This is a genomic window from Sodalis sp. RH20, assembly GCF_047324205.1.
GTDB lineage: Bacteria > Pseudomonadota > Gammaproteobacteria > Enterobacterales > Enterobacteriaceae > Acerihabitans.
The window spans coordinates 2580002-2602382 of sequence record NZ_CP178733.1; the positions used below are offsets into that span (position 1 = coordinate 2580002).

Here is a 22381-nt window from a genome sequence, read left to right on the forward strand (position 1 = left end):
AAAGAACGTTTTTCAGAGGAACCACAATGAGTATCCAACTTTCGCGCCGTGTCCAGCGGGTGACCCTCTCCGCCAACGCCGCCGCCAAGCAACGTACCAATGAATTGAAAAGCGCCGGGGTGGATATCCTTGACCTGACAACCGGCGAACCGGATTTCGATACTCCCGACGCCATCAAGCAGGCGGCTTACCGGGCCATCGCCAAAGGTGAAACCAAATACACCGCCACCCCCGGGGTGCGCGCACTGCGGGAAGCCGTTGTGCGCAAGCTGGCGCGGGAAAACCGGCTGATCTATCCCCTGGCGGAAGTGGTTATCGCCAACGGCGCCAAGCAAATCATTTTCAACGCATTCGCCGCCACCCTGGATGATGGGGATGACGTGCTGGTACCTACCCCATACTGGCCCACCTTCCCCGACAGCGTGCGTTTTAACGGTGGCGAGCCGCGTTTCCTGCCCTGCCCTTTGGAGCAGGGCTACAAGCTGCTGCCGGCGCAGCTGGAACAGGCCATCGGGCCGCGTACCCGCTGGCTGGTGCTGAATACCCCGGGCAATCCCAGCGGCGCGGTCTATACCCACCAGGAGCTGGAGGCGCTGGCGGCGGTGCTGCGCCGCCATCCCCAGGTACTGGTGATGCTGGATGAACTGTACGAACATATCCTGTTCGACGGCCGCCGGCATATCGGGCTGCTGAACGTCGCGCCGGATTTGCGCGACCGCGCGCTGCTGGTGGGCGGCGTGTCGAAAACCTATGCCATGACCGGCTGGCGCATCGGCTACGGCGCCGGTCCGGCCACGTTGACGCAGGCCATGGTGGTCACCCAGTCGCAGATCTCCTCGGGCGCCAGCTCGGTGAGCCAGGCGGCGGCCCTGGCGGCGTTTGAAGGCGGCCTGGATTTCCTGCCGCCGCAGGTGGCCAGCTATCAGCGGCGCCGGGATACGCTGGTGGAATATCTTAGCGCCGTGGATGGACTGGAACTGCTGCCGCCCCAAGGCAGTTTTTTTGTATTTTGCCGTTGCGCGGGGTTGTTGGAACAACGGCGACCGGACGGCCGCCGGCTGGAAAACGAGGCGGATGTGCTTGATTACCTGCTGGAGCGCGGCGTATCAGGCATTGGCGGCAGCGCTTATGGCTTGTCACCTTATTTCCGCCTTTCCATCGCCACCGATGATGCCACCGTTGCCGAGGCGGGGCGCCGTATAGCCGCCGCCTGCGCCGCGCTTAAAAGCTAAGCCCTGCTACCCAGGCCTCCATCGCGTCGTTACAGGGCGGCCTTAACGCCACTCTCCGGCCCGTCGCCCCGTCCGGCCCACCTGCCGCGCGAAGAGCGCTGCCTGGGGCCGCACGAGCCGGCCTGTCCGCCTGCGGCGGCACCTCAAGCCGCTGGTTTTCTTGCGTTCTTTGAGGAGAATAAACCGCTTGGATCCCCATCATTTCATCTATTTCCCATCATGCCAGCGGCCCCATGCAGTCGGTATTACGTCGTAGATTTGTTTTCAGCGGACGCCTGTTGATCGGGACGTATTCTGAACCAGATGGTATACATTGCGGGCAGGAAGACCAGCGTGATAATGGTGCCGCCAAGCGTCCCGCCAATCAGGGTATACGCCAGCGTTCCCCAGAACACCGAGTGCGTCAGGGGTATAAACGCCAGAATGGCCGCCATCGCCGTCAGCAATACCGGTCGGGCTCGCTGCACCGTCGCCTCGACTACCGCATGGAATGGCGCCAACCCTTCCTGCTCGTTGTGATGGATCTGCCCTATCAGGATCAGGGTGTTACGCATCAGGATGCCCGACAGCGCGATCAACCCCACCAGCGCATTGATGCCAAAAGGCTGGTTGAACAGCAACAGCGTTGGCACCACCCCAATCAGCCCCAGGGGCGCGGTGAGAAATACCATCACCATTGCCGACATTGACCGCACCTGCAGGATAATAATCAACAGCGTCATGGCCATCATGATAGGGAACAACGGCGCCATCGCTTTGGTGGCTTTGCCTGATTCTTCTATCGGGCCGGCCTGCTCTATCCGGTATCCTGCCGGAAGCGTAGCGATGACAGGCTGCAATGCCTTCATGATTACCGTGGAGACATCCGGCGGCTGCAGGTTTTCAGCAATATCCCCCCGTACGGTAATGGTCGGGGTACGATCACGACGACGCAGAACGGGATCTTCCATTTGCACGTCCACATGACCAATCTGAGACAACGGGATACGCTGACCTGATGACCCCACCAGGGTAAAACCGGCTATTTTTGCCGGATCGAGCCTTATATCTCCTGCCGCACGTCCCATAACCTGCACCGAACGGATATCTTCACGCACCGACGTGATGGGTACGCCGGAGAGCAGGAACTGCAGCTGCTGAGCAACGGCATTTGATGTCAGCCCTACCGCCTGGAGACGGTCCTGATTGAGCGTAAAATGCAGCGTCGGCACCCGCGGCCCCCAGTCGGTGTTGACGGTCCTCATCATCGGGCTGGCCTGCATCACCCTTTCCACCTGGTCTGCGATTTCGCGCAGTGTGGCGGGATCAGGCCCCATGACACGGTAAGCTACCGGATAAGGTGAATACGGACCGAACACCAACTGAGTCACGCGCACGCGCGCCGCAGGAGCCAACCCGCCGGCGGCCGCGTCACGGAGTCGAAACTTGAGCGTCTCACGCGCCTCCTGACTGTCCGTCAGCACGACAATTTTCGCAAACGACGGATCGGGCAGCTCTGGCGCCATGGCCAGATAAAAACGCGGCGAACCCTGCCCTATGTAGGACGTAACGATTTTTGCCTCTTTCTGTTGTTTCAGCCAGCTTTCGATTTTCGCCGTTGCGGCACTGGTCTGCTCAATAGAGGTGCCATAAGGCATCTGCACTTCTACCAGCACCTCCGGTCGATCAGAGGTGGGAAAGAATTGTTTTTTTACCAGCCCCATACCGAGGATAGCGACAGTAAAGACGGCGATAACGGTACCAGCCACGAGCCATTTTCGCGCGATGACGCGAGTCAGCACGCGGCGAAAGCGGTTGTAATGACGCGTGTCGTAGATGGCCGCGTGTCCGCCCTCGACCGTTTTGATCTCTGGCAGCATTTTCACGCCCAGATAAGGCGTAAACACCACCGCCACCACCCAGGAAGCAATCAGGGCGATACCCACTATCCAGAACATATTGCTGGTGTATTCACCGGCGGTGGACTGCGCAAACCCATTAGGCATAAACCCGACGGCCGTGACCAGCGTGCCGGCAAGCATGGGGGCGGCCGTATGGCTCCAGGCATAGGCCGAAGCTTTGATGCGGTCGTAGCCCTCCTCCATTTTCACCACCATCATTTCAATGGCGATGATGGCATCATCCACCAGTAATCCCAGCGCCAGGATCAGGGAACCCAGCGTAATACGGTCAAAGTTTTTGCCGGAAGCCTCCATCACCACAAAAACCACAGCCAGCGTCAGCGGCACCGCAGCGGCGACCACCACCCCCACCCGCCAGCCCATGCTGACGAAACAGACCACCATCACCACGAGCAGCGCGACAAAGAATTTGATCATGAACTCGTCAACGGCGGAGCTGATGTTGACTGACTGATCGGTCACCTTCGTCAGCGTCATGCCCAGTGGCATGCCTTCATTGATTTTAGCCGTTTCCGCATCCAGCGCCTTACCCAGATCCAGACCGTTCCACCCCTCACGCATAACGATACCCAGCAGTAGGGCCGGCTCGCCCTGGTTTCTGACCATGAAGGTCGCCGGATCTTCGTAACCCCGTTCAACGGTTGCCACGTCCGAAAGCTGCAGCGTCCTGCCCTGAACGACGATGGGCGTTTTGCGGATTTTCTCCAGTTTGTCAAAGGCGCCATCCAGACGGATAAAGACCTGCGGTCCGCTGGTGTCAATGGAACCGGCTGGCGTCAGTACGTTCTGGCTGTTAAGGGCGGCGAAAATATCCTGAGGAGAAATGCCCAGCGTAGCCAGACGGTCATGCGAGAAGGAGACAAAGATGCGCTCGGCCTGCTCGCCAATAATATTGACCTTCTTAACCCCCGGCACATGCAGAAGACGCTGGCGCAACGATTCCGCATCGCGGACCAGCAGCCGCTGCGGCTCCCCTTTCGCCTTCAGCGCAAAGAGTGCGAAGGTCACGTCGGAAAATTCATCATTGACCATCGGCCCGATCACGCCTGCCGGCAGGTTCTTTGTTTCATCGCCGAGCTTCTTACGCGCCTGATAAAATTCTTCCTGAACCTGTGAAGGCGGCGTGCTGTCCTGCAGCGACAGCATGGTAAACGCCAGACCCGGACGCGTGTAAGTCTCACTACGGTCATACCACTTGAGCTCCTGCATACGTTTTTCAAGCGGTTCGGCCACCTGATCCTGCATTTCCTGCGCTGTCGCGCCCGGCCAGGCGGAAATAATCGTCATCTGTTTTACGGTAAACGGGGGATCTTCCGCCCGCCCCAGTGCAAAGAACGACACAATACCGGCGATCGTAATCAGGATAATCAGGAATAAGGTAATGGATCGCTCGCGAACGGCCAGCGCCGAGAGATTAAAGCGCCCGCTACTCATGGCTTACTCCCCGCAACGCTGTCATCGCCTTGCTGAGCCGTGCGTACGGTTTCACCGTCATGCAGCAAGTGCGCCCCCAGGGCGACCACCTGTTCACCCGGCTTAAGACTCCCGGTCACCCTTGCGGCGTCATCCCCAAGGCCGAGCACCTGAACCGTTCGCCAGGACACCCTTGCGGGCTGACCGGAAATGCCCCAGACGCCCGGCCCTTTACCAGGATCATAGAGTGCCGCTAAGGGCACCTGCATGACCGGCAGCGTTGTTTTGTCTTCGGCAATGTGAAGCGTCACGGTAGACCCCAGCGGGGCATTAGCCAGCGCGCCCTCCAGCACATATCTCGCCTCAAAGGTGCGCGTCACCGGGTCAGCCGCATCGGAAAGAAGGCGAAGTTTTGCCGCAACCTGCTGATTACCGGTGCCGTAGAGCGTTGCCTGAGCCTCGCTGCCCGGCGCAGGTCTTAGCGTCTCAGGTAACTGTACGTCGGCCTCGCGCTGGCCCGCCCTGGCCAGCCGGATGACAGGCTGCCCGGCGCTGACCACCTGACCCGGTTCAGCCAGCGTATCCATGACCACTCCATCGGCGTCGGCCAGCAGCACGGCATAACCCGTCGCGTTTTGCGCCACATTAGCCTGAGCCTGGGCAGCGCTGAGTTCAGCTTTAGCCGTATCTGCCGCGGCCTTTATCTGATCGTAGGCCGATGCGGAAACGGCACCGGCAGCGACCAGACCACGGTAACGGGCTGCGTCATCAGCAGTTTGTCTGGCGCGCGCGCGCGCCGCCGCGGCAGCCTGTTGCTGCGCCTGCGCCTGCAGGCCCAGGTCCACGGGATCCAGACGCATCAGCGGCTGACCGCGTTTAACGGCCTGACCGGCATCCACCAGACGTTCGAGAATTTTACCCTGTACCCTGAAGCCGAGATCGCTTTGAATACGGGCGACAACAACGCCGGTGAATGCGCGGGAGACGTCGACAGCGCTCACCACGGTCGCAGCCCTGACCAGAGGAGGCTGAGTACGTGGATCGTCGGTGCCGGTAGTGTCGCCGCATGCCGCCAGGGCAAGCGGCAGCAGGCAAACAGCTAAGGTGGCGGGTTTAAGCCTGAGCATGGGTTCCCTTAATGAAGTCAACTGGACAGTAACCTCATTCTCAGACTAGTGACTAATAATGTCAATAGTCACAATCTAGGGCGATAGGCTTCTCAGTATGAGTGAGGACAAAAGTGCAGCGGCCGCCGGGGCCGTCTCCAGGTTGTATTGCAGTTGTACCGGACTGATATAAGGTCGCATGACCAGATATATGGCATGGGTAGCCTCATCGAGCGGCGTTTTCCGCTCAAATTCGCCCGTAAGCCGCCCTTCCTGAATGATCTGTTGAATGAGTTGCCGCAAACGTTCTTCATGTATTTGAGCGGAAGGCCATTTATCCTGCGCTGCCACAGCCGCGATGTCATAAAGCTTGCGATCGTGAAAAAATAAATCGCTGCCAGCTTCAGTGAGCGCCCTGAACAGGCGCCTTAACTTTTCGGATGCCGTCGGCGCCCCGGCGATCGCTGAATTGACAATCGCCATGATCATGTCCAGCCGGTTAGAGCAGATCACCTCGCCGATTGCCTGCTTGGAATCAAAAAACTTATAAATATAAGCCTTTGAAAAACCAATTGCTTTAGCCAGGTCTGACACGGTGGTTTTCTCATAGCCGAAATGCCCGAAGTGCTCCGTGGCGGCTTCCACGACCTGATCCCGAACGCTGTGGTCCGAAGGTCCCCGTGGGGGATGTACCGTTGTGTGTTTTGTCATTTTTCCAGCTTAGCTCAATAGCCCCCGATTGACAACACGTGACCATTTGGTAATGTAGTCACAATACAAAATTGACTCAAGGCTTACCAATGTTCCTCCTGCGTACTCTTGCCCTGGCGGTAAGTACCGGCTTACTGGCAGGTTGTGCCGTCGGGCCGGATTATCATCGTCCCGATGCACCGCTTTCAAAGCAATATCTTTCTCAGCCCGCCGTGACGCAGAGAGAGGTATCCCGCCCCGCCAGTTTTGCTGTCTGGTGGGAAGGTTTTAACGACCCCCTGTTAAGTACGTTCGTGTCTGACGCGCTCGCCCAGAATCTCGATCTCGCTCAGGCAACGGCCAGAATGGCACAGGCCCGCGCCGGGCTTGGCGCGGCAACCGCTGCCCTCCTGCCTTCCGGTAACATCAGCGGACAGGCCGCGCAGGCGTATCAGTCGGTCGAAACGCCGCTGGGCCAGGTCCTCAGCTCAACGCCGGATTATAATCGCTACGGCAACAGCTATGAAACCGATTTGAATGCCAGCTGGGAGATTGACGTTTTCGGGGGACTGCGACGCGGTCGCCAGGCCGCACTGGCTGATTATCAGGCCTCCGAGGCAGGCGTTACCGCGGTCCGCCTTGCCGTTGCGGCCCAGACTGCCGATATCTATATCACCCTGCGCGGGTTACAGGCCCGGCTGGCCATCGCGAATAAGCAGATCAGTACGCAACAGGCGCTGCTGGAGAAAGTGCGACTGCTCCACTATAAAGGACTGGCTCCCGAGTATCAGGTGCGCCAGACCGAAGGGGCGCTGGCACAGGTTCAGGCCACCGTGCCGGTTCTGCGGACAGGCATCGATGCCGCGATGAATGCATTAGACGTTATGCTTGGCACCCCGCCCGGCACCCATCGCACCCAGTTGGCTACGCAGGAGGCCATCCCGCAGGCCCCGCAGATCACCGCAACGGGCACACCTGCCGACCTGCTGCGCCGCAGACCCGATATTATCGTGGCGGAGCGCCATCTGGCGGCCTCCAATGCACGTATAGGCGCCGCCGTCAGCGAGTATTACCCGACGTTTTCTCTCAGCGCATTACTCGGCAGCGCGACGGCGGTTTCCGGCGACAATCTGTTCTCCAGCGGCGCCAGCCAGTCGGCAGGAATACTGGGACTACGCTGGCGGCTCTTCGACTTTGGCCGTATCAACGCCCAGATAGACCAGGCGAAAGGCCAGGAAGCGGAGGCGCTCGCCGCCTACCGTCTTTCGGTGTTACGCGCCACTGAAGATGTTGAAAATGCCTTCTCCGCTCTGGTCAACCATGAAACGCAGACCGCCTTGCTGATGAGCGGTGAAAACGCCCTGGCAAGCGCTCGCCAGTCGTCTTTTATCGCCTACCAGCAAGGGACGGCGAGTCTGATTGATGTTCTCCATGATGATGAAACTCTGCTGCAGGCTTCCGACACCCGTGCGCAGGCTCAGACTGAGTCTGCCCGCGCCGCTGTCGCCGCGTTCAGGGCGCTCGGAGGAGGCTGGCAGCCGCCAGCAACCCGAACGGAGACGCCATGAGATGCAGCCTATTTTCAGGGACCCGAGTGCATTTACCGCCGCAGAGGTGGCCCACTTTTACCGCTGATAACACAGCGGAAAGATACTGATAGCCGGGGGCGTCATGAGCAGGATAGGGATTCTTGGTGTAGATGCGTTATCCGAAAAAATAATAACAGCATTATTTCTGGCCGTGCCCGACCTGCAGGTATTTCTCTCGCCCGGAAACGGTGAGCGGGCTCAAAGGCTGGCAAGGGCATTCCCATGCTGGACATTGGACGATCATCAGGCGGTAACTGATGAAGTTGAAATCATCATTCTCAGCGTTGCCCCCCACGCCTTAGCGGATATGGCAAAGCAGCTGAAAATGCGCAGTACACAGACATTAATTTCTCTGGTACCGGATGTTTCCTGTCAGACCCTGCGCATTTTGTTCCGGCACTCTGACTGCGTCAGGATAAAGCTGGCTTATGGCTTAGACATCGATAAACCGATAGTGCTCCTGACAAACGCCAGTGAAAAAACACAGCGTTTTTGTTCCCTGCTGGGCCAGGCCTGCGTAATGACTACCGATGCGGAATTTGATTTTTTGGCCGGTATTCAGCCGTAGATGACCAGTGAGGGATAGGTAGGGTTTCACGGCAATGACAAAGTACAGCCTTTATCAAAGAAAATAACACCGGCCAATGACGTAACCGTACGCGGTGAACGCAACAGCTTCCGGCACACCTTACACGACACAACTTGAGTGATTAATATGACAACCATCAATAAGGGATGGGTACTTATTACCGGAGCCTCTGGCGGATTTGGTGAAGAGTGTGCGCGTCAGTTTACCGCTCAGGAAAAATCGCTCATTCTGGTGGCACGGCGACTGACTAAGCTTGAATCTATGGCACAGGAATTACGCGAAAGTGACAAAACTGAAGTGATCGTTGAACAGGTAGATCTATCCGATATGTTTGCTATCAGCGATCTGCACAGTCGATTAAAGCAACGAAATATTGTGGTTGATACTCTTATTAATAATGCTGGCCAAGGTTTACAGGGCAGCTTTCGGGATCAACCACTCAATGAGACGCTGGACATGATTAATCTGGATATCGTGAGTGTGACTGCCCTGCGGCCTTGTAATCAGATAGCAGAACACGAAAACAGAGTCAGTAGTGCAACATTAGTTAGTTAATTATGTTCTTTGACATCTTTTACCTTACCCGACGACAATCTCCCCGGGCGGATTGCAACCCGCGAAAAACAATGGCCGATCCTGAACATGACGAATACTGAAAATCTGGATATTGAATTGTTACGAACCTTTGTCGCGGTGGCCGATTTACAAACCTTTTCCCGGGCGGGTACCCAGGTCGGCCGTACCCAGGGGGCCGTCACCCAGCAAATGCAGCGGCTGGAAACGCTGGTGGGCACCACCTTGTTTCAAAAAGAAGGGCGCAATAAGCAGCTCACCCAGCAGGGCCGGCAATTATTAAGCTACGCCCGGGATCTGTTGATCCTCAACGATGACGCCTTCCGATCGCTGAAAGACAGCCGTTTTTCCGGCGTGCTGCGCATCGGCTCCCCGCACGATGTATCGGAAACGCTGCTGCCCCCGCTGTTAAGCCATATCGCCCGCTGGGCGCCGAAGCTGAGTTTGCAACTGGACGTCGGGCGCAGTCCGTTTTTAATGGAAGCGCTGCACCGGGGCGAAATCGACATGACCATTTCCACCCGGCTGGACCCGGCGCTGGACGGGATTTTGCTGCGCACCTCCCCCACCGTCTGGGTGTGCGCCGCCCAGTATGTGCATGTGCCGCAGGAGCCGCTGCCGCTGGTGCTGGCGGATTATCCCAGCATTTTTCGCCGGGTGGCGGTGGAGGCGCTGGATGCGGCCCAGGTGCGCTGGCACCAGGCTTACACCACCTCCAATTTGCTGGGCATCAAGGCGGCAATCAAAGCGCGGCTGGGCATCACCGCGCGCAGCATCGAGATGCTGGACGGCGATATGCGCGTACTCGGCGAAGGGGATGGTTTGCCGCGCTTGCCGGACACGCAGTTTTATCTGTGGTGCCGGCCGGGCAGCGGTAATACCCTGGTGCGGCAAGCATTCGACGTGCTGGCCAACAGCCTGTCGGGGCAAAAACGGCTGCATGCCAATCGTTAAAGGAATGGTTAAGGGAAATAAATTTATCTATTAGCATTCCGGATGTATATCCGTCATGATCGCTCAAAACGATTTTATTTTTATCTATTAAAAACAGAATGTTATTAAGTCCTCTCTGCATTGCTGGCCCTTTAAGCGGTAAAAACGCATAAATATATCCGTTATTCGCATTTTCCGCTTTTCCCGGCCGCCTCTAGTATTGCTTCACCTTAAAAAAGGCCCATGTTGGCCGTGTGGAGCGGTATGAACAGACACTTATCCGGCGCAGAACGTGCAACCCGCGCCAGGACACCCGCGGAGATCCCGGGCAGTCCGCTTTATGAAGTGCTTAAACAGCCTTTCCTGCTGGGGTTATTTCTACCCATCCAAAGCGGCGGCTGGAGCCCGTCGACGCTGCCCCGCACCACCGACTGGCACTTTGAATACAACAAAGCCCTGACCCTGAAAGCCGAAGCGCTAGGGCTGGATCTGGTGTTCGGCCTGGCGGAGTGGAATCAAAAAGGCGGCTATGGCGGCGAGATCGGCTACCGGGCCAACAGCCTGGACCCGTTTATCACCACCGCGGCCCTGGGGGCGGTAACCAGCCGCATCCTGCTGATATCCACCCTGCATATCCTTTATGGGCCATGGCATCCCCTGCATCTGGCGCGCTTTGGCGCCACCCTTGACAGTATTACCGGCGGCCGCTGGGGACTGAATATGGTGACCGGCAACCAGGACAGCTATGCCAGAATGTTCGGCAGTCCGCAGATTGAACATGATACCCGCTACCGCATGGCGGAAGAATTTATCGACTTCCTCAAAGCTTACTGGAGCAGCGAGGACAATATCACCCTTACCGGGGAATTCTGGTCCACCGAACAGGCGTATATTTCACCGCAGCCCAAATACGGACGGCCGCTGCTGGTTAACGCCACCGGCTCGGCGGCGGGCATAGAATATGCGACGCGCCATTCCGATCTGGTGTTTATCACCAGCCCGGCGGGAGCGGAGATCGAAGCCTCCCTGGCCGCGCTGCCCGCCCATACCGCCAAAATCCGGGCCGCCGCCGCCGCCCGCAACCGCACCCTGCGCACGTTAATCAACCCTATGGTGATTTGCCGGCCGACGGAGCGGGAAGCCTGGGAGTACCACGACGCCATTGTCGCCGCACAGGACCACGTGGCGGTGGACAACTTTTTCGCCTCATTGAAAAAGCGCGACAGCCAGGCCTTCCTCGGCCACCAGCGCGATCAAAAAGCCGTCGGCGGCAATATCCAACTGGTGGGCGACCCCGCGCAAATCGCCCGTTATCTCCAGCGCCTGAAAGCCGCCGGGTGCGATGGCGCGCAGCTGACGTTTTATGATTTCGAACCTGACCTGGCGTATTTCGGCGAGGCGGTACTCCCCCTGCTTAAAGACGCGGGTTTACGGCGCTGAACCGGCTGGGTAACCATGATGACAGTATTATATTTCATAGCTCGGCGGATACTGCAGGCCGTTCCCATCGCCCTGATGGTGGTGGTGCTCAATTTTTTCCTGCTAAAAAGCGTACCGGGCGATCTGGCGGATGTTATCGCCGGCGAGGCCGGCGCGGCGACGCCCGAGTTTATGGCCCAGTTGCGCGCGCAGTTCGGCAGCGATCAGCCCCTGGCCGTGCAGTTCGTTTCGTATTTAAAACACATCGCGCAGTTTGATTTAGGCTGGTCGTTCCGCTATAGCGCGTCGGTCAGCCAGTTGATCCTGGAACGGCTGCCCGCCACGCTGCTGCTAATGGGAGTATCGCTGGTGCTGGCGGTGATCCTGGGCATGATACTGGGGGTGATATCGGCGGTCACCAAACGCCCGTATGTTGAACGACTGATCGCGCTGTTGGAGACCCTAGGGTTTTCCATGCCGGTATTCTGGCTGGGCCTGATGATTGTCGTACTGTTCACCGTGCACCTGGGCTGGCTGCCGTCCAGCGGCATGAGCGAAATGGGGGCCGATCACCGCGGCTTCGCCCGCGTTACCGATACCGTAAAACATTTGGCGATGCCTGCCGGCTGCCTGACCTTCAGCTATCTGGCGCTGTATATCCGGCTGATGCAGGAATCCGTACTTACCGTGGCGCTGCAGGATTTCATCCGCACAGCCAAGGCGAAAGGCTGTAGCCGCCGGCGCTTGATTTGGCGGCATATCGTGCCCAATGCCCTGCTGCCCATCGTCACTCTGACCGGCCTGCAATTCGGCGCCATGCTCAGCGGCTCGGTGACCATTGAAACCGTGTTTGCCTGGCCTGGCCTTGGTCAGCTGGCGCTGTCCGCCGTCACGACTCGGGATGTCAATTTGCTGCTGGGCATTTTGTTCGTCACCTCCCTGTTTGTGGTGATGGTGAATGTGCTCACCGAGGTGGTGCACGCCGCGCTGGACCCCCGCACCGGATTGGCGGGTAGCCGATGACTGAATTGTTGAGCGCCCTGCCCGGCGCATTACGCAAACGGCCCCGCGCCTGGCTGGGGGGATTGAGCCTGTTGCTGGTGGTCGCTATCGCGGTGTTCGCCCCACTGCTGGCCGGGGACGATCCGCAGGCCATGGTGGCGCGCCCTTATCTGTTCCCCGGTCAGGATATCGCCCATGTTTTGGGCACCGATACCCTGGGGCGGGATATCTGGGCCGGCATCGCCTACGGCGCACGGCTATCGCTGCGGATCGGTTTAACCACCGGCTTGCTCACCGCGCTGGTCGGGTTGTTGATCGGCGCGGTCGCCGGCTATTTCGGCGGCTGGGTTGACAATCAGCTTATGCGGCTCACTGAACTGTTTCAAATTATGCCGTCGCTGATTTTTACTCTGGTGCTGGTGATTATCCTGGGCCCGACCGTCAATACCCTGACGCTGGGCATCGCCGCCACGTCCTGGCCGAACGTGGCGCGCCTGGCCCGGGGGGAAGCCCGTCGCCTGCGCAACAGCGACTTTATTCAAGCCGCCCACGTGATGGGGATGAGCGATTATCGCATCTTGATTGTCCATATCCTGCCCAACGCCCTGATGCCGGTGGTGGCCATGCTGGCGATGCTGGTGGGCCACGCAATCCTAACCGAAGCCGCGTTATCGTTCCTGGGACTTGGCGATCCGAACGTCGTGTCCTGGGGCAGCATGATCGGCCAGGGGCGGGATGTCCTGCGAAGCGCCTGGTATATGAGCGCCATCCCCGGCGTGGCGATTTTCTTTACCGTGGCATCGCTGAGCCTGCTGGGCGGCGCCATTAATGACTGGATTAATCCGCAGCGCGGGAGATTGCCATAATGACGTTAACCACACCCCTGCTGCAGGTGGAAGGCCTGCGGGTGACTTATCGCGCCCCTGGCAGCGAACCCGCCGCCCCCGCGGTCAAGGATCTGAGCTTTGAACTGGCCGCGGGCGAAACGCTGGCGCTGGTCGGCGAATCCGGCAGCGGCAAAACCACCACCGGCTATGCCCTGCTTGGCCTGTTGCCCGCGGCGGCGGCCGTCGAAGCCCGGCGCCTGGGTTTTGAAGGCACCGATTTGCTGCGGGCGGACGAACGCCGGTTGCAGCAGATCCGCGGCGGACGGATCGGCATGATTTTTCAGGATGCGCTTTCCGCCCTTAACCCGCTGATGAGCGTGGGCGATCAAATTTCCGAAGCGGTGCGGATACACCAGCGCGTCAACCGGCGCGCCGCCCGCCAGCAGGCGCTGGCACTGCTGCAAAAAGTGCGTATTCCCCAGGCAGAAAGCCGGCTGGACGATTATCCGCACCGCCTTTCCGGCGGCATGCGCCAGCGCGTGGTGATCGCCATGGCGCTGGCCGGCAATCCCTCGTTGCTTATCGCCGACGAACCCACCACGGCGCTGGACGTCACCATCCAGGCGCAAATCGTCAGTTTGCTGCTGACGCTGCAACGGGAACTGGGGATGGCTATTTTGCTCATTACCCATGACCTGGGGGTGGTGGCGGAAATGGCCGACCGGGTGGCGGTGCTGCGCTACGGCGAATGCCTGGAGCTCCAGAGCGCGTCCGCGCTGTACCGCGCGCCACGTCACCCCTATACCCGGCAATTGCTGGCGGCCCGGCCGCCGGTGGGAGGCCGGCCATGAATCCTGTTTTGCTCGATGTCCGGGATCTCAATGTGCGCCATCATACCGCCAGCGGCACCCTGATCGCCGTCGATGCCGCCAGTTTTCATATCGGCTACGGCGAAACGCTGGCGCTGATCGGCGAATCCGGCTGCGGTAAAACGTCGCTGGGCAAAACCCTGGTGGGCCTGCAGAAGGCCGACAGCGGGAAAATCCTGTTCCACGAGGTTAATCTGGCCCCGCTGTCGCGGCGCAAATTACGTCCCTGGCGCCAGGCGATCCAGATGGTGTTCCAAGATCCGCTGTCGGCGCTCGATCCGCGCCAGCGCGCGTATAAAGCCGTCGATTTGCCCCTGCGGCTGCACACCAGGCTCGACCGCGCCGGCCGGCAGGCCCGCATTCGCGAATTATTCGATCAAGTGGGGCTGGAGACCGCATTATTACAGCGATTTCCCCATCAGTTATCCGGGGGCCAGCGCCAGCGGTTAAATATCGCCCGCGCGCTGGCCCCCGCGCCGGAGCTGATTGTCTGCGATGAGCCGGTTTCGGCACTGGATGTCAGCCTGCAGGCGCAAATCGTCGCGCTGCTCGGTTCTCTGCAACAGCGCACCGGCGTGTCGTTTTTATTTATCAGCCATGACCTGTCGGTGGTGGCGCATATCGCCGGGCGGATCGCGGTGATGTATCTTGGCCAAATCGTCGAGATCCTGCCCAAAGATCGTCTGTGGACCCGGGCGGCGCATCCGTACACCCGCCTGCTGCTCAATTCCATCCCCGGCGCCAGCCCGGATACGCGACGGCTGCAGGCCATCCCGCCGGAAGATCGGGAGCCGCCCAGCCCGTACGCCCTGCCGCCGGGCTGCCGTTTCCAGCAACGTTGCCCGCTGGTGCAGCCGGTTTGCCGTGCGCTCGCCCCGCAACTGCTTCCCCTTGATAAGACGCAGTCGGTGGCCTGCCATTTGCACAATCCGGCGATTATCCCTCCGGAGCCCGCCCATATCATTATCAGGAGTAGCCTATCGTGAACCCCCTTCATCATGCCCCGGACAGCGTGCCGGGATCGCCTGCGACCCCCGCCGGCCAGGATGGTCCGCCCACCGTCGACGCCCTGCTGGCCGCAGCGGATCGCCTGGCCGCGCAACTGGCCGAAACATCAGCCGGACGCGACGCCAACCGCGAACTGCCGGTGGCGGTTTTCGCGCAAATCCGCCGGCTGCGCCTGGGGGCATTGCGCGTCCCCGTCGCCTACGGCGGCGCCGGCGGCACCTGGCATGACGTGGCGCGCCTGTTTCTCCGTCTGGCCGCCGGCGACGCCAATATCGCCCAGGCCTTTCTTTCCCATTTCGTGGCGGTGGAACGCATACGACTGATGGGCAGCGAAGCGCAGCGGCAGGCATATCTGCCGCGGGCCGCGGCGGGCTTACTGTTCGGCGCGGCGACAGCGGAACGCGGCGGGCAGTACCGCGGCGAATTGGCCACGCGCCTGACCCGGGACGGCGAGCAGTACCGGCTCAACGGCACCAAGCAGTATTGTACCGGCGCATGGTATGCCGACCTGCTGAAAATCCGCTGTATTGACGGGGACGGCGCCATGATCTCGGCGCTGGTGCCGGCGGATCGCCCGGGCATCGTGCGTTTGGACGACTGGGACGGCATGGGGCAGCGCTGCACCGCCAGCGGCACGACCGAGCTGCGGGATGTGGCGGTCTTCGCCGGGGAAATCCTACCGATGGAGGCCTGGAAAACCCAGCGCCATCACGGCGGGGCCAGCGCCCAGATCATTCATTGCGCCATCGACGCCGGCATCGCGCTGGCGGCGCTGGACGATGCGGTTGCCTGGGCGCGCCGGGGGGTCAGGCCGGTGAAAGAGAGCGGCGTGCAGCAGGCCGCCGACGACCCGTATATCCTGCATGCGCTGGGACGCATGTCGGCCCGCGCCCGCGCCGCCGAAGCGATAGTGCTCAGCGCCGCCGATCTGCTGGAAACCGCCGCCGCGCTCCGCTTCGGCGCCGCGGGCGAATCCTCTTTGGCCGCCTGCGAAGCGGCCGCCGGCCAAGCCTCGCTGGCGGTGGCCGAGGCCAAGATATGGTCGACCACCGTGTCGCTGGAAGTGGCGCAAATGCTGTTTGACATCGGTGGCGCCTCCACGACCTTGCGCACGCACAATTTCGATCGCCATTGGCGTAACGCCCGCACCCATACCACGCACGATCCCATTGCCTACAAATACCGCGCGCTGGGAGATTTCTACGTTAACGGCACCTTGCCGCCGCTGACTTTTTCTTATTAATCATCCGGGATGAAAACCTATGACAACCGATCCACGCAAGTTTAGCCGCCGTCAGGTTTTGGAGCTGATGGCGATTGGCGCAGGCACCATGGCGGCCTCGGGATTCCTGCCGTCGGCGCTGGCGGCCCAGGTGTCCGCCGCCGCCTCCGGGGAGGGCATCATCAAAGGGGGAACGCTGTTTGCCAACGTAAACCCCGAGCCCGCCGGCCTGGTGGCGGGCATTAATATTTCCAGCCCGGCGGTCGTGGTCTCGTCCAGCATTTTCGACGGGCTGGTAAGCTATGACAATAACTACCGGCCCCAGCCGCAGTTGGCCGAATCCTGGGAACAATCGGCCGATGGCAAAACCATCACCTTCAAGCTGCGCCAGGGCGTCAAATGGCACGACGGCCATCCCTTTACGTCCGCCGATGTGCACTATTCCATTCTGAACGTGGTGAAGAAAACCCATCCCCGCGGCGCCTCCAACTTCGCCAAAGTCACCGCCGTGGAAACGCCCGACGATTATACGGTAATTTTCCGGCTCAGCGGCCCCGCGCCGGTGCTCTGGTCGGTGCTGTTCGGCACAGAAACCCAGATTGTGCCCAAACATTTATATGAAGGCACCAATCCGCTGACCAACCCCTGGAACGCCAAGCCCATCGGTACCGGCGCCTTCAAATTCAAGGAATGGGTGCGCGGCAGTCATATCGTTTTGGAGCGCAACCCGGATTACTGGGATACCGGCAAACCCTATCTGGATCGCATTATCTTTAAAATGTTGCCGGACGCCGGCGCCAGGGGCGTAGCCTTGGAGAGCAATGAGATCCAATACGCGCCCAATAATCCAGTGGCCGAAAGCGACGTGGCGCGCCTGAGCCAAAACCCGGCGCTGCAATTGGATACCCGCGGCTGGGAAGTCCCCGCGCCGATTTTCTTTTTCGATTTTAATTTCAGGCGCAAAACCTTCCAGGATATCCGCGTCCGGCAGGCCTTCGCCCACGCCATCAACAGGCAGGGGCTGGCGGAGATTGTCTGGTATGGCCTGGCCAACGTCGCGGAAAGTTGCGTGCCGAGCTTCCAGAAACAATTCTTCAAGCCCGGCTTGCCGCAGTATGAATTCGATCCGAAAAAAGCCGAGCAATTGCTGGATGCGGCCGGGCTGAAACGCGGCGCCGACGGGGTGCGGCTGCGGATTAACCATATTACCGAAGTCTCTTACGGGCAGGTCTACCTGCGCGCCGCGGAATATATGCAGCAGCAGCTCAAACATATCGGCGTCGAAATGGAGTTGGTCAATCTGGAGCTGGCGGCCATGATCCGCCGGGTCTTCGGGGAATATGATTTCGATACGTTTTCCCAATGGTATTCCGCCTATCCAGACCCGCAAATCGGGGTCACCCGCCGTTTCTGGACCAAGAATATCAAACCCGGCACCCCGTCGAGCAACAGCTCCGGTTACTCCAATCCGGAAATGGATCGCATCATTGAAGGCATCCAGGAGGAAGGGGATGTGGCCAAACGCAAACAGTATATCGATCAGATGCAGGAATTGGTGCAAACCGATGCCGCGTCGATCAATTTGCTGGAGCTGAAATTCTTCGGGTTTTATTCCAAAAAACTCCAGGGCCTGCGCAAAGGGCCCATGCTGTTCTATTCAAGCCTGGCCGACGCCTGGCTGGAGAAATAACATGCCGACGACGTCCCTGACACCCCCATTATTAATGGCCCGGGCCCGCGAACTGGGCCAGGAGCTGGCCTGCCAGGCGGCGGAGCATGACCGCCTGGCCAAGGCCAATATGCCCGCGTTCGAGCATATCCGCCGGCTGCGCCTTGGCGCGATGCGCGTTCCCCGCCGCTATGGCGGGGCCAACGGCGAGATCGGCGATGTGGTGGCGCTGATGATTGCGCTGGCCAAAGGCGACCCGTCGGTGGCGCAATCCCTGCTGCCGCATTTTGTGTTTGTCGAGCGCACGCTGTTGATGGGTACGCCGGCGCAAATCACTGCTTATCTTGACCAGGTAGCGCAGGGGAAACTGGTGGGCGGCGCATCGGCGGAATTGGGCGGCGCGTTCCGCGGCGAGGTGCGCACGCTGCTAAGCCGGCACGGTGATGCGTATCGCCTCAATGGCCTGAAACATTACAGCACCGGCGCGCTGATGGGCGACCTGCTGAAAGTGCTGGCGGTGGATGAACAGGGCGAGACGGTGCTGGCAGTGGTGCCGGCGGATCGCCCCGGCATTATCCGCCACGATGACTGGCAGGGCATGGGCCAGCGCGGCACCCTGAGCGGCCGCACCGAACTAAATGACGTGCTGGTGGATGAAGCGGAAGTCATGCGGGCGCAGCGTTGGCAAACCGAACGGCATCACACCGGCGCCGCTTCGCAAATCCTCCATTGCGCCATCGAAGTGGGCATCGCCATGGCGGCGCTGGATGATGCGGCCGCCTGGGCGCGCGGCGGCGTGCGGCCGGTGAAGGAAAGCGGCGTCAGCCGCGGCCGGGACGATCCTTATCTGCTGCATTATGTCGGGCAAATCGCCGCTCAAACCCACGGAGCGCATGCATTGGTGCTGGCGGCGGCGGCGCAAATCGAGCTGGCCGCCCGGGCGCGTTTCGCCGGCGCCGGCGCGCAAGAGATAGAGCGGCTGGCCGTGGAAGCCTCCATCGCCACCGCCGAGGCGAAAGTTATCGCCACTGAGGCCGCCCTGTTCGCCGGCCAGACCTTATTCGACGTGGGCGGCGCGTCCACCACGCTGCGTAAGCATGATTTCGACCGGCACTGGCGCAATGCCCGCACCCATACCACCCACGATCCCGTGGCCTATAAATACCGGGCGATCGGCGATTATCGGCTGAACCACCGGGCGCCCCCCATCGGTTATGGCTATTGATGCCGTTATGGTGGGATAACCCGTTTCCAGACAATTCAGAGACCCTATGATTAACACTATAACTGCCAGCACCCTTGAACAATGGCTGGACGACAGCGGCGAACTGGCGCTGTTTGATGTGCGCGAACATGGACAATTCGGCGAAGGGCATCTGTTTTTCGCCGCATCATTGCCTTACAGCCGGCTGGAACCCGAGGCGGCGAAGCTGGCGCCCAACCCGTCGGTAAGAGTGGTGGTGTACGATGCGGGCGAAGGCGTGGCGCAGCGGGCCGCCCGCCGTTTGCGGCAACTGGGCTACAGCGCGGTGCATGTGCTGGCCGGCGGCGCCCAGGCCTGGGCCGCGGCGGGCTACACATTGTTCCAGGGGGTTAACCTGCCGTCCAAAACCTTTGGCGAATGGGTGGAAACACGGCGCGCCACCCCCCACCTGAGCGCCGACGAATTGGCGCGCCGGCAGGCCGCCGGCGACCCGTTGATCGTGCTCGACGGCCGCCCGTTTGAAGAATACCGGCAAATGAGCATTCCGGGCAGCATTTGCTGTCCGAACGGCGAACTGGGCGTCAGGGTCGACGCCCTGGTGGCGGATCGGGCCACCACCATTGTGATTAATTGCGCCGGGCGCACCCGCAGCATCATTGGAGCACAGACCCTGATCGATCTGGGGATCGCCAATCCGGTGTTGGCGCTGGAAAACGGCACCCAAGGCTGGATGCTGGCGGACCGGCCGCTGGAACATGGGCAGCAGCGGCGTTATCCCGACGCGCTACACGCGGATAACGCCCGGGTCCGGGCCGCGGAACGCCTGGCGGCCCGGGCCGGCGCGGCGTGGATCGGCGCGCGCGATATCCGGCAATGGCGGCAAAAAAACCATACCGTCTTTTTGCTGGATGTGCGCACCGCCGAGGAATTTGCCAGCGGAAGTTTGCCCGGCGCCCGCCATGCGCCGGGCGGACAGTTGCAACAGGCCACCGATCAATACCTGGGGGTCCGAAACGCCAAAGTGGTGTTATTCGATAATGACGGCGTCCGGGCGCCGGTCACCGCGAGCTGGCTGCGCCAATTGGGGCATCAGGCCTTTGTGCTGAAAGGCGGACTGGCGCAAGGGCTGGCCGACGGGGTGTCCCTGCCCCGGCCGCAACCCGTCGGGGTCCCCGCCTGGCCAACGGTGAGCGCGCGCGAACTCGCCGGCGAGCTGGACCGGGGGCAGCCGGTGGAAATACTGGATCTGCGCGCCAGCCAGCACTACCGCAATGGCCATATCCCCGGCAGCCGCTGGTCGATCCGCCCGCTGCTGGATCGCTTGCCCGCCGCCGGGCCGGCAAAAATCGTCCTGCTGGCGGAGGATGCGGCCCTGGCCGCCTGGGCCGCCGCCGATATCCCCGCGCCATTGCAGGCCCGGGTGTATTTGCTGGCCGGGGGATTTGCGGCCTGGCGGGACGGCGGCCTGCCGGTGGCCGTCACCCCCGACGCGCCCGCTGACGCCGAACGCATTGATTATCTGTTTTTCACCCATGACCGCCACGCGGGCAATAAAGACGCCGCCAGGCAATACCTGGCCTGGGAACAGGGCTTATGGGATAGATTACACGCCCGGGAACGGGCGGTATTTAAACCCCTGCCCGGGGAATAATGCCCGGCCGGGTTAGATTTATTCACCGCGCCACTGTAGGGATCGAGGCGCAACCCCAAGGAGGCCCTCAGGCCTCCTCTGGCGGATTTAATTCAGCGCAATACGGGCGACACTATCCGGCCCTTGGGTAGAATTATCTTTGTTAAACGCCTGTTTTAAAGAAACATACAGCGTTTCACCGTCTGCTGATACCAACAGGCTGTTCGGATGGGTGTCGAACGACCAGCTCTTTTTCAGCGCATAACTGGTGGCATCCAGTTGCAACACTTTCTTCGACCCACGCTGACTGATGTAGATCTCATTGCGTTTAGCGTTGAATTTAATCCCCAACGCATCACCTTCAATACGTTTGATCACTTTGCCTGTGCGCTCATCAAGCACCAGCGTGGTTTTGGCTTTCGAGTCATCGGTGACGAACAGGCGGCCGGTGGCCGGGTCTTCCGCCATATTGAGAAACAGATACTCTTGGCCATTATCCGGCCTCCAGCGTTGCTCAATTTTGTGGCTGCGCGGATTGATAACCACAATCTCACCCGCGCCATTGGCGGCATAAATGCGATCGGTCAGCGGCGAATAGATAATGCCGGTCACCCATTTCCCTGCGTTTTTGATGGTGGTTTTTACTTTGAAAGCGTGGGTGTCGATCACGGTAATGAAGCCCGGATCAGCCACACGACCGACATACAACTCGTTGCCGTGCAGGAATATCTCACGTGCGCCGACCGCATCGCCGTCTTTATCTTTACCGCCACCCAACATCAGGCGTTGCAGCACTTTGCCGCTCTGCGCATCCACTTTGGACAGGCTACCATCCAGTGAATTGGTGGTATAGAACAGGCTACCCTCGCCATCGATGGCCATGCCGAAGTTTTTCAGATCGGTATGGGTCTCGCCTTTGGTCGCCAGGGTAGCCGGGTCGAGGCGATACAGTATGCCGCCGTTCACGTCCTTAAAACTCTGCGCACTGGCAACATACAATGCGTTGGCGGCCGCGGAATACGCCAGTTCATACAACCCATCACCTAATACACGCTGCTTAACTGTCTGATCAACCGGTGTTGCCGCAGCAGCAGCTACCGGACTTTCCGCTTTTTTGGCCGGCATCTGACAAGCAGTCAGACTTAAAGAGGCAACGACCGCAGCAGCAACCGCGGCTTTGCCCGGACTGAAAAACGATTTCATTCTGTACTCCATCAATGGATGAACGGTTTCCGGCGGGCTATCGCCGCACGGACAGGTCAAAGAATGAATGAGAATAATACACATTCGCGAAAACTAAGCAAATCCAATCGATCGCTAACCCGCAACGCCGCGTCCATTTACATTTAGAAATGAAACTTATTAATAATTATTAAAGCAAATGATTATCATTGGTATTCTCAACTGGTGCGTGTTTTTACTTTCCGGGCTTCGCAATGGCAATCCTCTCCCGCTATTTCGGGGTCACCACCTAAAACAACAAAAGCATTATGACAGCGGGTCAC

At 60.0% G+C, this 22381-nt stretch carries 18 protein-coding genes; 14 read left to right on the plus strand and 4 right to left on the minus strand.

The features are described from left to right. The first annotated feature begins 26 nt into the window (after positions 1-26). Positions 27-1232, plus strand: a complete 1206-nt coding sequence (locus ACL2XM_RS11970; protein WP_413722575.1) for an aminotransferase class I/II-fold pyridoxal phosphate-dependent enzyme — start codon at positions 27-29, stop codon at positions 1230-1232. 245 nt (positions 1233-1477) lie between these two features. On the opposite strand, the gene ACL2XM_RS11975 is transcribed toward ACL2XM_RS11970, so the two are convergent. The 3 genes from ACL2XM_RS11975 to ACL2XM_RS11985 all read right to left on the minus strand — a co-directional run bounded on the left by ACL2XM_RS11975 (position 1478) and on the right by ACL2XM_RS11985 (position 6363). Continuing rightward, positions 1478-4567 carry an efflux RND transporter permease subunit gene (locus tag ACL2XM_RS11975; protein ID WP_413733016.1) on the minus strand — a complete coding sequence of 1030 codons (3090 nt, stop codon included), beginning with the start codon at positions 4565-4567 and terminating at the stop codon, positions 1478-1480. Further along, complete coding sequence (locus ACL2XM_RS11980; RefSeq protein WP_413730957.1) at positions 4564-5673, minus strand: efflux RND transporter periplasmic adaptor subunit; 1110 nt, start codon at positions 5671-5673, stop codon at positions 4564-4566. The genes ACL2XM_RS11975 and ACL2XM_RS11980 overlap by 4 nt, the downstream gene beginning before the upstream one ends. Before the next feature lie 75 nt (positions 5674-5748). Next, complete coding sequence (locus tag ACL2XM_RS11985; RefSeq protein WP_410015502.1) at positions 5749-6363, minus strand: TetR/AcrR family transcriptional regulator; 615 nt, start codon at positions 6361-6363, stop codon at positions 5749-5751. Between the two features lie 89 nt (positions 6364-6452). Between ACL2XM_RS11985 and ACL2XM_RS11990 the strand changes: the two genes are divergently transcribed. The 13 genes from ACL2XM_RS11990 (at position 6453) to ACL2XM_RS12050 (ending at position 20897) form a co-directional block, all read left to right on the plus strand. Next, on the plus strand, positions 6453-7910 hold the full coding sequence (locus tag ACL2XM_RS11990) for an efflux transporter outer membrane subunit (RefSeq protein WP_413733017.1): 1458 nt from the start codon (positions 6453-6455) through the stop codon (positions 7908-7910). Positions 7911-8013: 103 nt separating this feature from the next. Next, the gene (locus tag ACL2XM_RS11995; RefSeq protein ID WP_413722571.1) at positions 8014-8499 is read left to right on the plus strand and encodes an NAD(P)-binding domain-containing protein; all 486 of its coding nucleotides are present in this window, start codon (positions 8014-8016) and stop codon (positions 8497-8499) included. A 147-nt stretch (positions 8500-8646) separates the two neighbouring features. Further along, on the plus strand, positions 8647-9075 hold the full coding sequence (locus tag ACL2XM_RS12000; RefSeq protein ID WP_413722570.1) for an SDR family NAD(P)-dependent oxidoreductase: 429 nt from the start codon (positions 8647-8649) through the stop codon (positions 9073-9075). Positions 9076-9162: 87 nt separating this feature from the next. Then, positions 9163-10047 carry a LysR substrate-binding domain-containing protein gene (locus ACL2XM_RS12005; RefSeq protein ID WP_410015506.1) on the plus strand — a complete coding sequence of 295 codons (885 nt, stop codon included), beginning with the start codon at positions 9163-9165 and terminating at the stop codon, positions 10045-10047. A gap of 243 nt (positions 10048-10290) precedes the next feature. Beyond that, the gene (locus ACL2XM_RS12010; RefSeq protein ID WP_413733019.1) at positions 10291-11466 is read left to right on the plus strand and encodes an LLM class flavin-dependent oxidoreductase; all 1176 of its coding nucleotides are present in this window, start codon (positions 10291-10293) and stop codon (positions 11464-11466) included. 15 nt (positions 11467-11481) lie between these two features. Continuing rightward, entirely contained in the window at positions 11482-12468 is a 987-nt protein-coding gene (locus tag ACL2XM_RS12015; protein ID WP_413728566.1) for an ABC transporter permease, read from the plus strand. After that, positions 12465-13313: an ABC transporter permease gene (locus ACL2XM_RS12020; protein ID WP_410015509.1), complete on the plus strand. Its 849-nt coding sequence runs from the start codon at positions 12465-12467 to the stop codon at positions 13311-13313. Before ACL2XM_RS12015 ends, ACL2XM_RS12020 begins: the two co-directional genes overlap by 4 nt. After that, on the plus strand, positions 13313-14125 hold the full coding sequence (locus ACL2XM_RS12025) for an ATP-binding cassette domain-containing protein (RefSeq protein WP_410015510.1): 813 nt from the start codon (positions 13313-13315) through the stop codon (positions 14123-14125). The genes ACL2XM_RS12020 and ACL2XM_RS12025 overlap by 1 nt, the downstream gene beginning before the upstream one ends. Beyond that, the gene (locus ACL2XM_RS12030) at positions 14122-15129 is read left to right on the plus strand and encodes an oligopeptide/dipeptide ABC transporter ATP-binding protein (protein WP_410015511.1); all 1008 of its coding nucleotides are present in this window, start codon (positions 14122-14124) and stop codon (positions 15127-15129) included. The genes ACL2XM_RS12025 and ACL2XM_RS12030 overlap by 4 nt, the downstream gene beginning before the upstream one ends. Continuing rightward, entirely contained in the window at positions 15126-16394 is a 1269-nt protein-coding gene (locus ACL2XM_RS12035) for an acyl-CoA dehydrogenase family protein (RefSeq protein ID WP_410015512.1), read from the plus strand. The genes ACL2XM_RS12030 and ACL2XM_RS12035 overlap by 4 nt, the downstream gene beginning before the upstream one ends. A gap of 19 nt (positions 16395-16413) precedes the next feature. Next, positions 16414-18063, plus strand: coding sequence for an ABC transporter substrate-binding protein (locus tag ACL2XM_RS12040; protein ID WP_413733021.1), 1650 nt, complete (start codon positions 16414-16416; stop codon positions 18061-18063). Between the two features lies 1 nt (position 18064). Continuing rightward, positions 18065-19267, plus strand: coding sequence for an acyl-CoA dehydrogenase family protein (locus ACL2XM_RS12045; protein WP_413722566.1), 1203 nt, complete (start codon positions 18065-18067; stop codon positions 19265-19267). Between the two features lie 46 nt (positions 19268-19313). Next, positions 19314-20897 carry a rhodanese-like domain-containing protein gene (locus ACL2XM_RS12050; RefSeq protein WP_413730590.1) on the plus strand — a complete coding sequence of 528 codons (1584 nt, stop codon included), beginning with the start codon at positions 19314-19316 and terminating at the stop codon, positions 20895-20897. An 87-nt stretch (positions 20898-20984) separates the two neighbouring features. On the opposite strand, the gene ACL2XM_RS12055 is transcribed toward ACL2XM_RS12050, so the two are convergent. Then, the gene (locus tag ACL2XM_RS12055) at positions 20985-22079 is read right to left on the minus strand and encodes a hypothetical protein (protein ID WP_413730591.1); all 1095 of its coding nucleotides are present in this window, start codon (positions 22077-22079) and stop codon (positions 20985-20987) included. Between the last annotated feature and the right edge of the window lie 302 nt (positions 22080-22381).

Coding starts and splice junctions, on each gene's coding strand:
- ACL2XM_RS11970 (WP_413722575.1), top strand. CDS start 27: ATGAGTATCCAACTTTCGCGCCGTGTCCAGCGGGTGACCCTCTCCGCC.
- ACL2XM_RS11975 (WP_413733016.1), bottom strand. CDS start 4,567: ATGAGTAGCGGGCGCTTTAATCTCTCGGCGCTGGCCGTTCGCGAGCGA.
- ACL2XM_RS11980 (WP_413730957.1), bottom strand. CDS start 5,673: ATGCTCAGGCTTAAACCCGCCACCTTAGCTGTTTGCCTGCTGCCGCTT.
- ACL2XM_RS11985 (WP_410015502.1), bottom strand. CDS start 6,363: ATGACAAAACACACAACGGTACATCCCCCACGGGGACCTTCGGACCAC.
- ACL2XM_RS11990 (WP_413733017.1), top strand. CDS start 6,453: ATGTTCCTCCTGCGTACTCTTGCCCTGGCGGTAAGTACCGGCTTACTG.
- ACL2XM_RS11995 (WP_413722571.1), top strand. CDS start 8,014: ATGAGCAGGATAGGGATTCTTGGTGTAGATGCGTTATCCGAAAAAATA.
- ACL2XM_RS12000 (WP_413722570.1), top strand. CDS start 8,647: ATGACAACCATCAATAAGGGATGGGTACTTATTACCGGAGCCTCTGGC.
- ACL2XM_RS12005 (WP_410015506.1), top strand. CDS start 9,163: ATGACGAATACTGAAAATCTGGATATTGAATTGTTACGAACCTTTGTC.
- ACL2XM_RS12010 (WP_413733019.1), top strand. CDS start 10,291: ATGAACAGACACTTATCCGGCGCAGAACGTGCAACCCGCGCCAGGACA.
- ACL2XM_RS12015 (WP_413728566.1), top strand. CDS start 11,482: ATGATGACAGTATTATATTTCATAGCTCGGCGGATACTGCAGGCCGTT.
- ACL2XM_RS12020 (WP_410015509.1), top strand. CDS start 12,465: ATGACTGAATTGTTGAGCGCCCTGCCCGGCGCATTACGCAAACGGCCC.
- ACL2XM_RS12025 (WP_410015510.1), top strand. CDS start 13,313: ATGACGTTAACCACACCCCTGCTGCAGGTGGAAGGCCTGCGGGTGACT.
- ACL2XM_RS12030 (WP_410015511.1), top strand. CDS start 14,122: ATGAATCCTGTTTTGCTCGATGTCCGGGATCTCAATGTGCGCCATCAT.
- ACL2XM_RS12040 (WP_413733021.1), top strand. CDS start 16,414: ATGACAACCGATCCACGCAAGTTTAGCCGCCGTCAGGTTTTGGAGCTG.
- ACL2XM_RS12045 (WP_413722566.1), top strand. CDS start 18,065: ATGCCGACGACGTCCCTGACACCCCCATTATTAATGGCCCGGGCCCGC.
- ACL2XM_RS12050 (WP_413730590.1), top strand. CDS start 19,314: ATGATTAACACTATAACTGCCAGCACCCTTGAACAATGGCTGGACGAC.
- ACL2XM_RS12055 (WP_413730591.1), bottom strand. CDS start 22,079: ATGAAATCGTTTTTCAGTCCGGGCAAAGCCGCGGTTGCTGCTGCGGTC.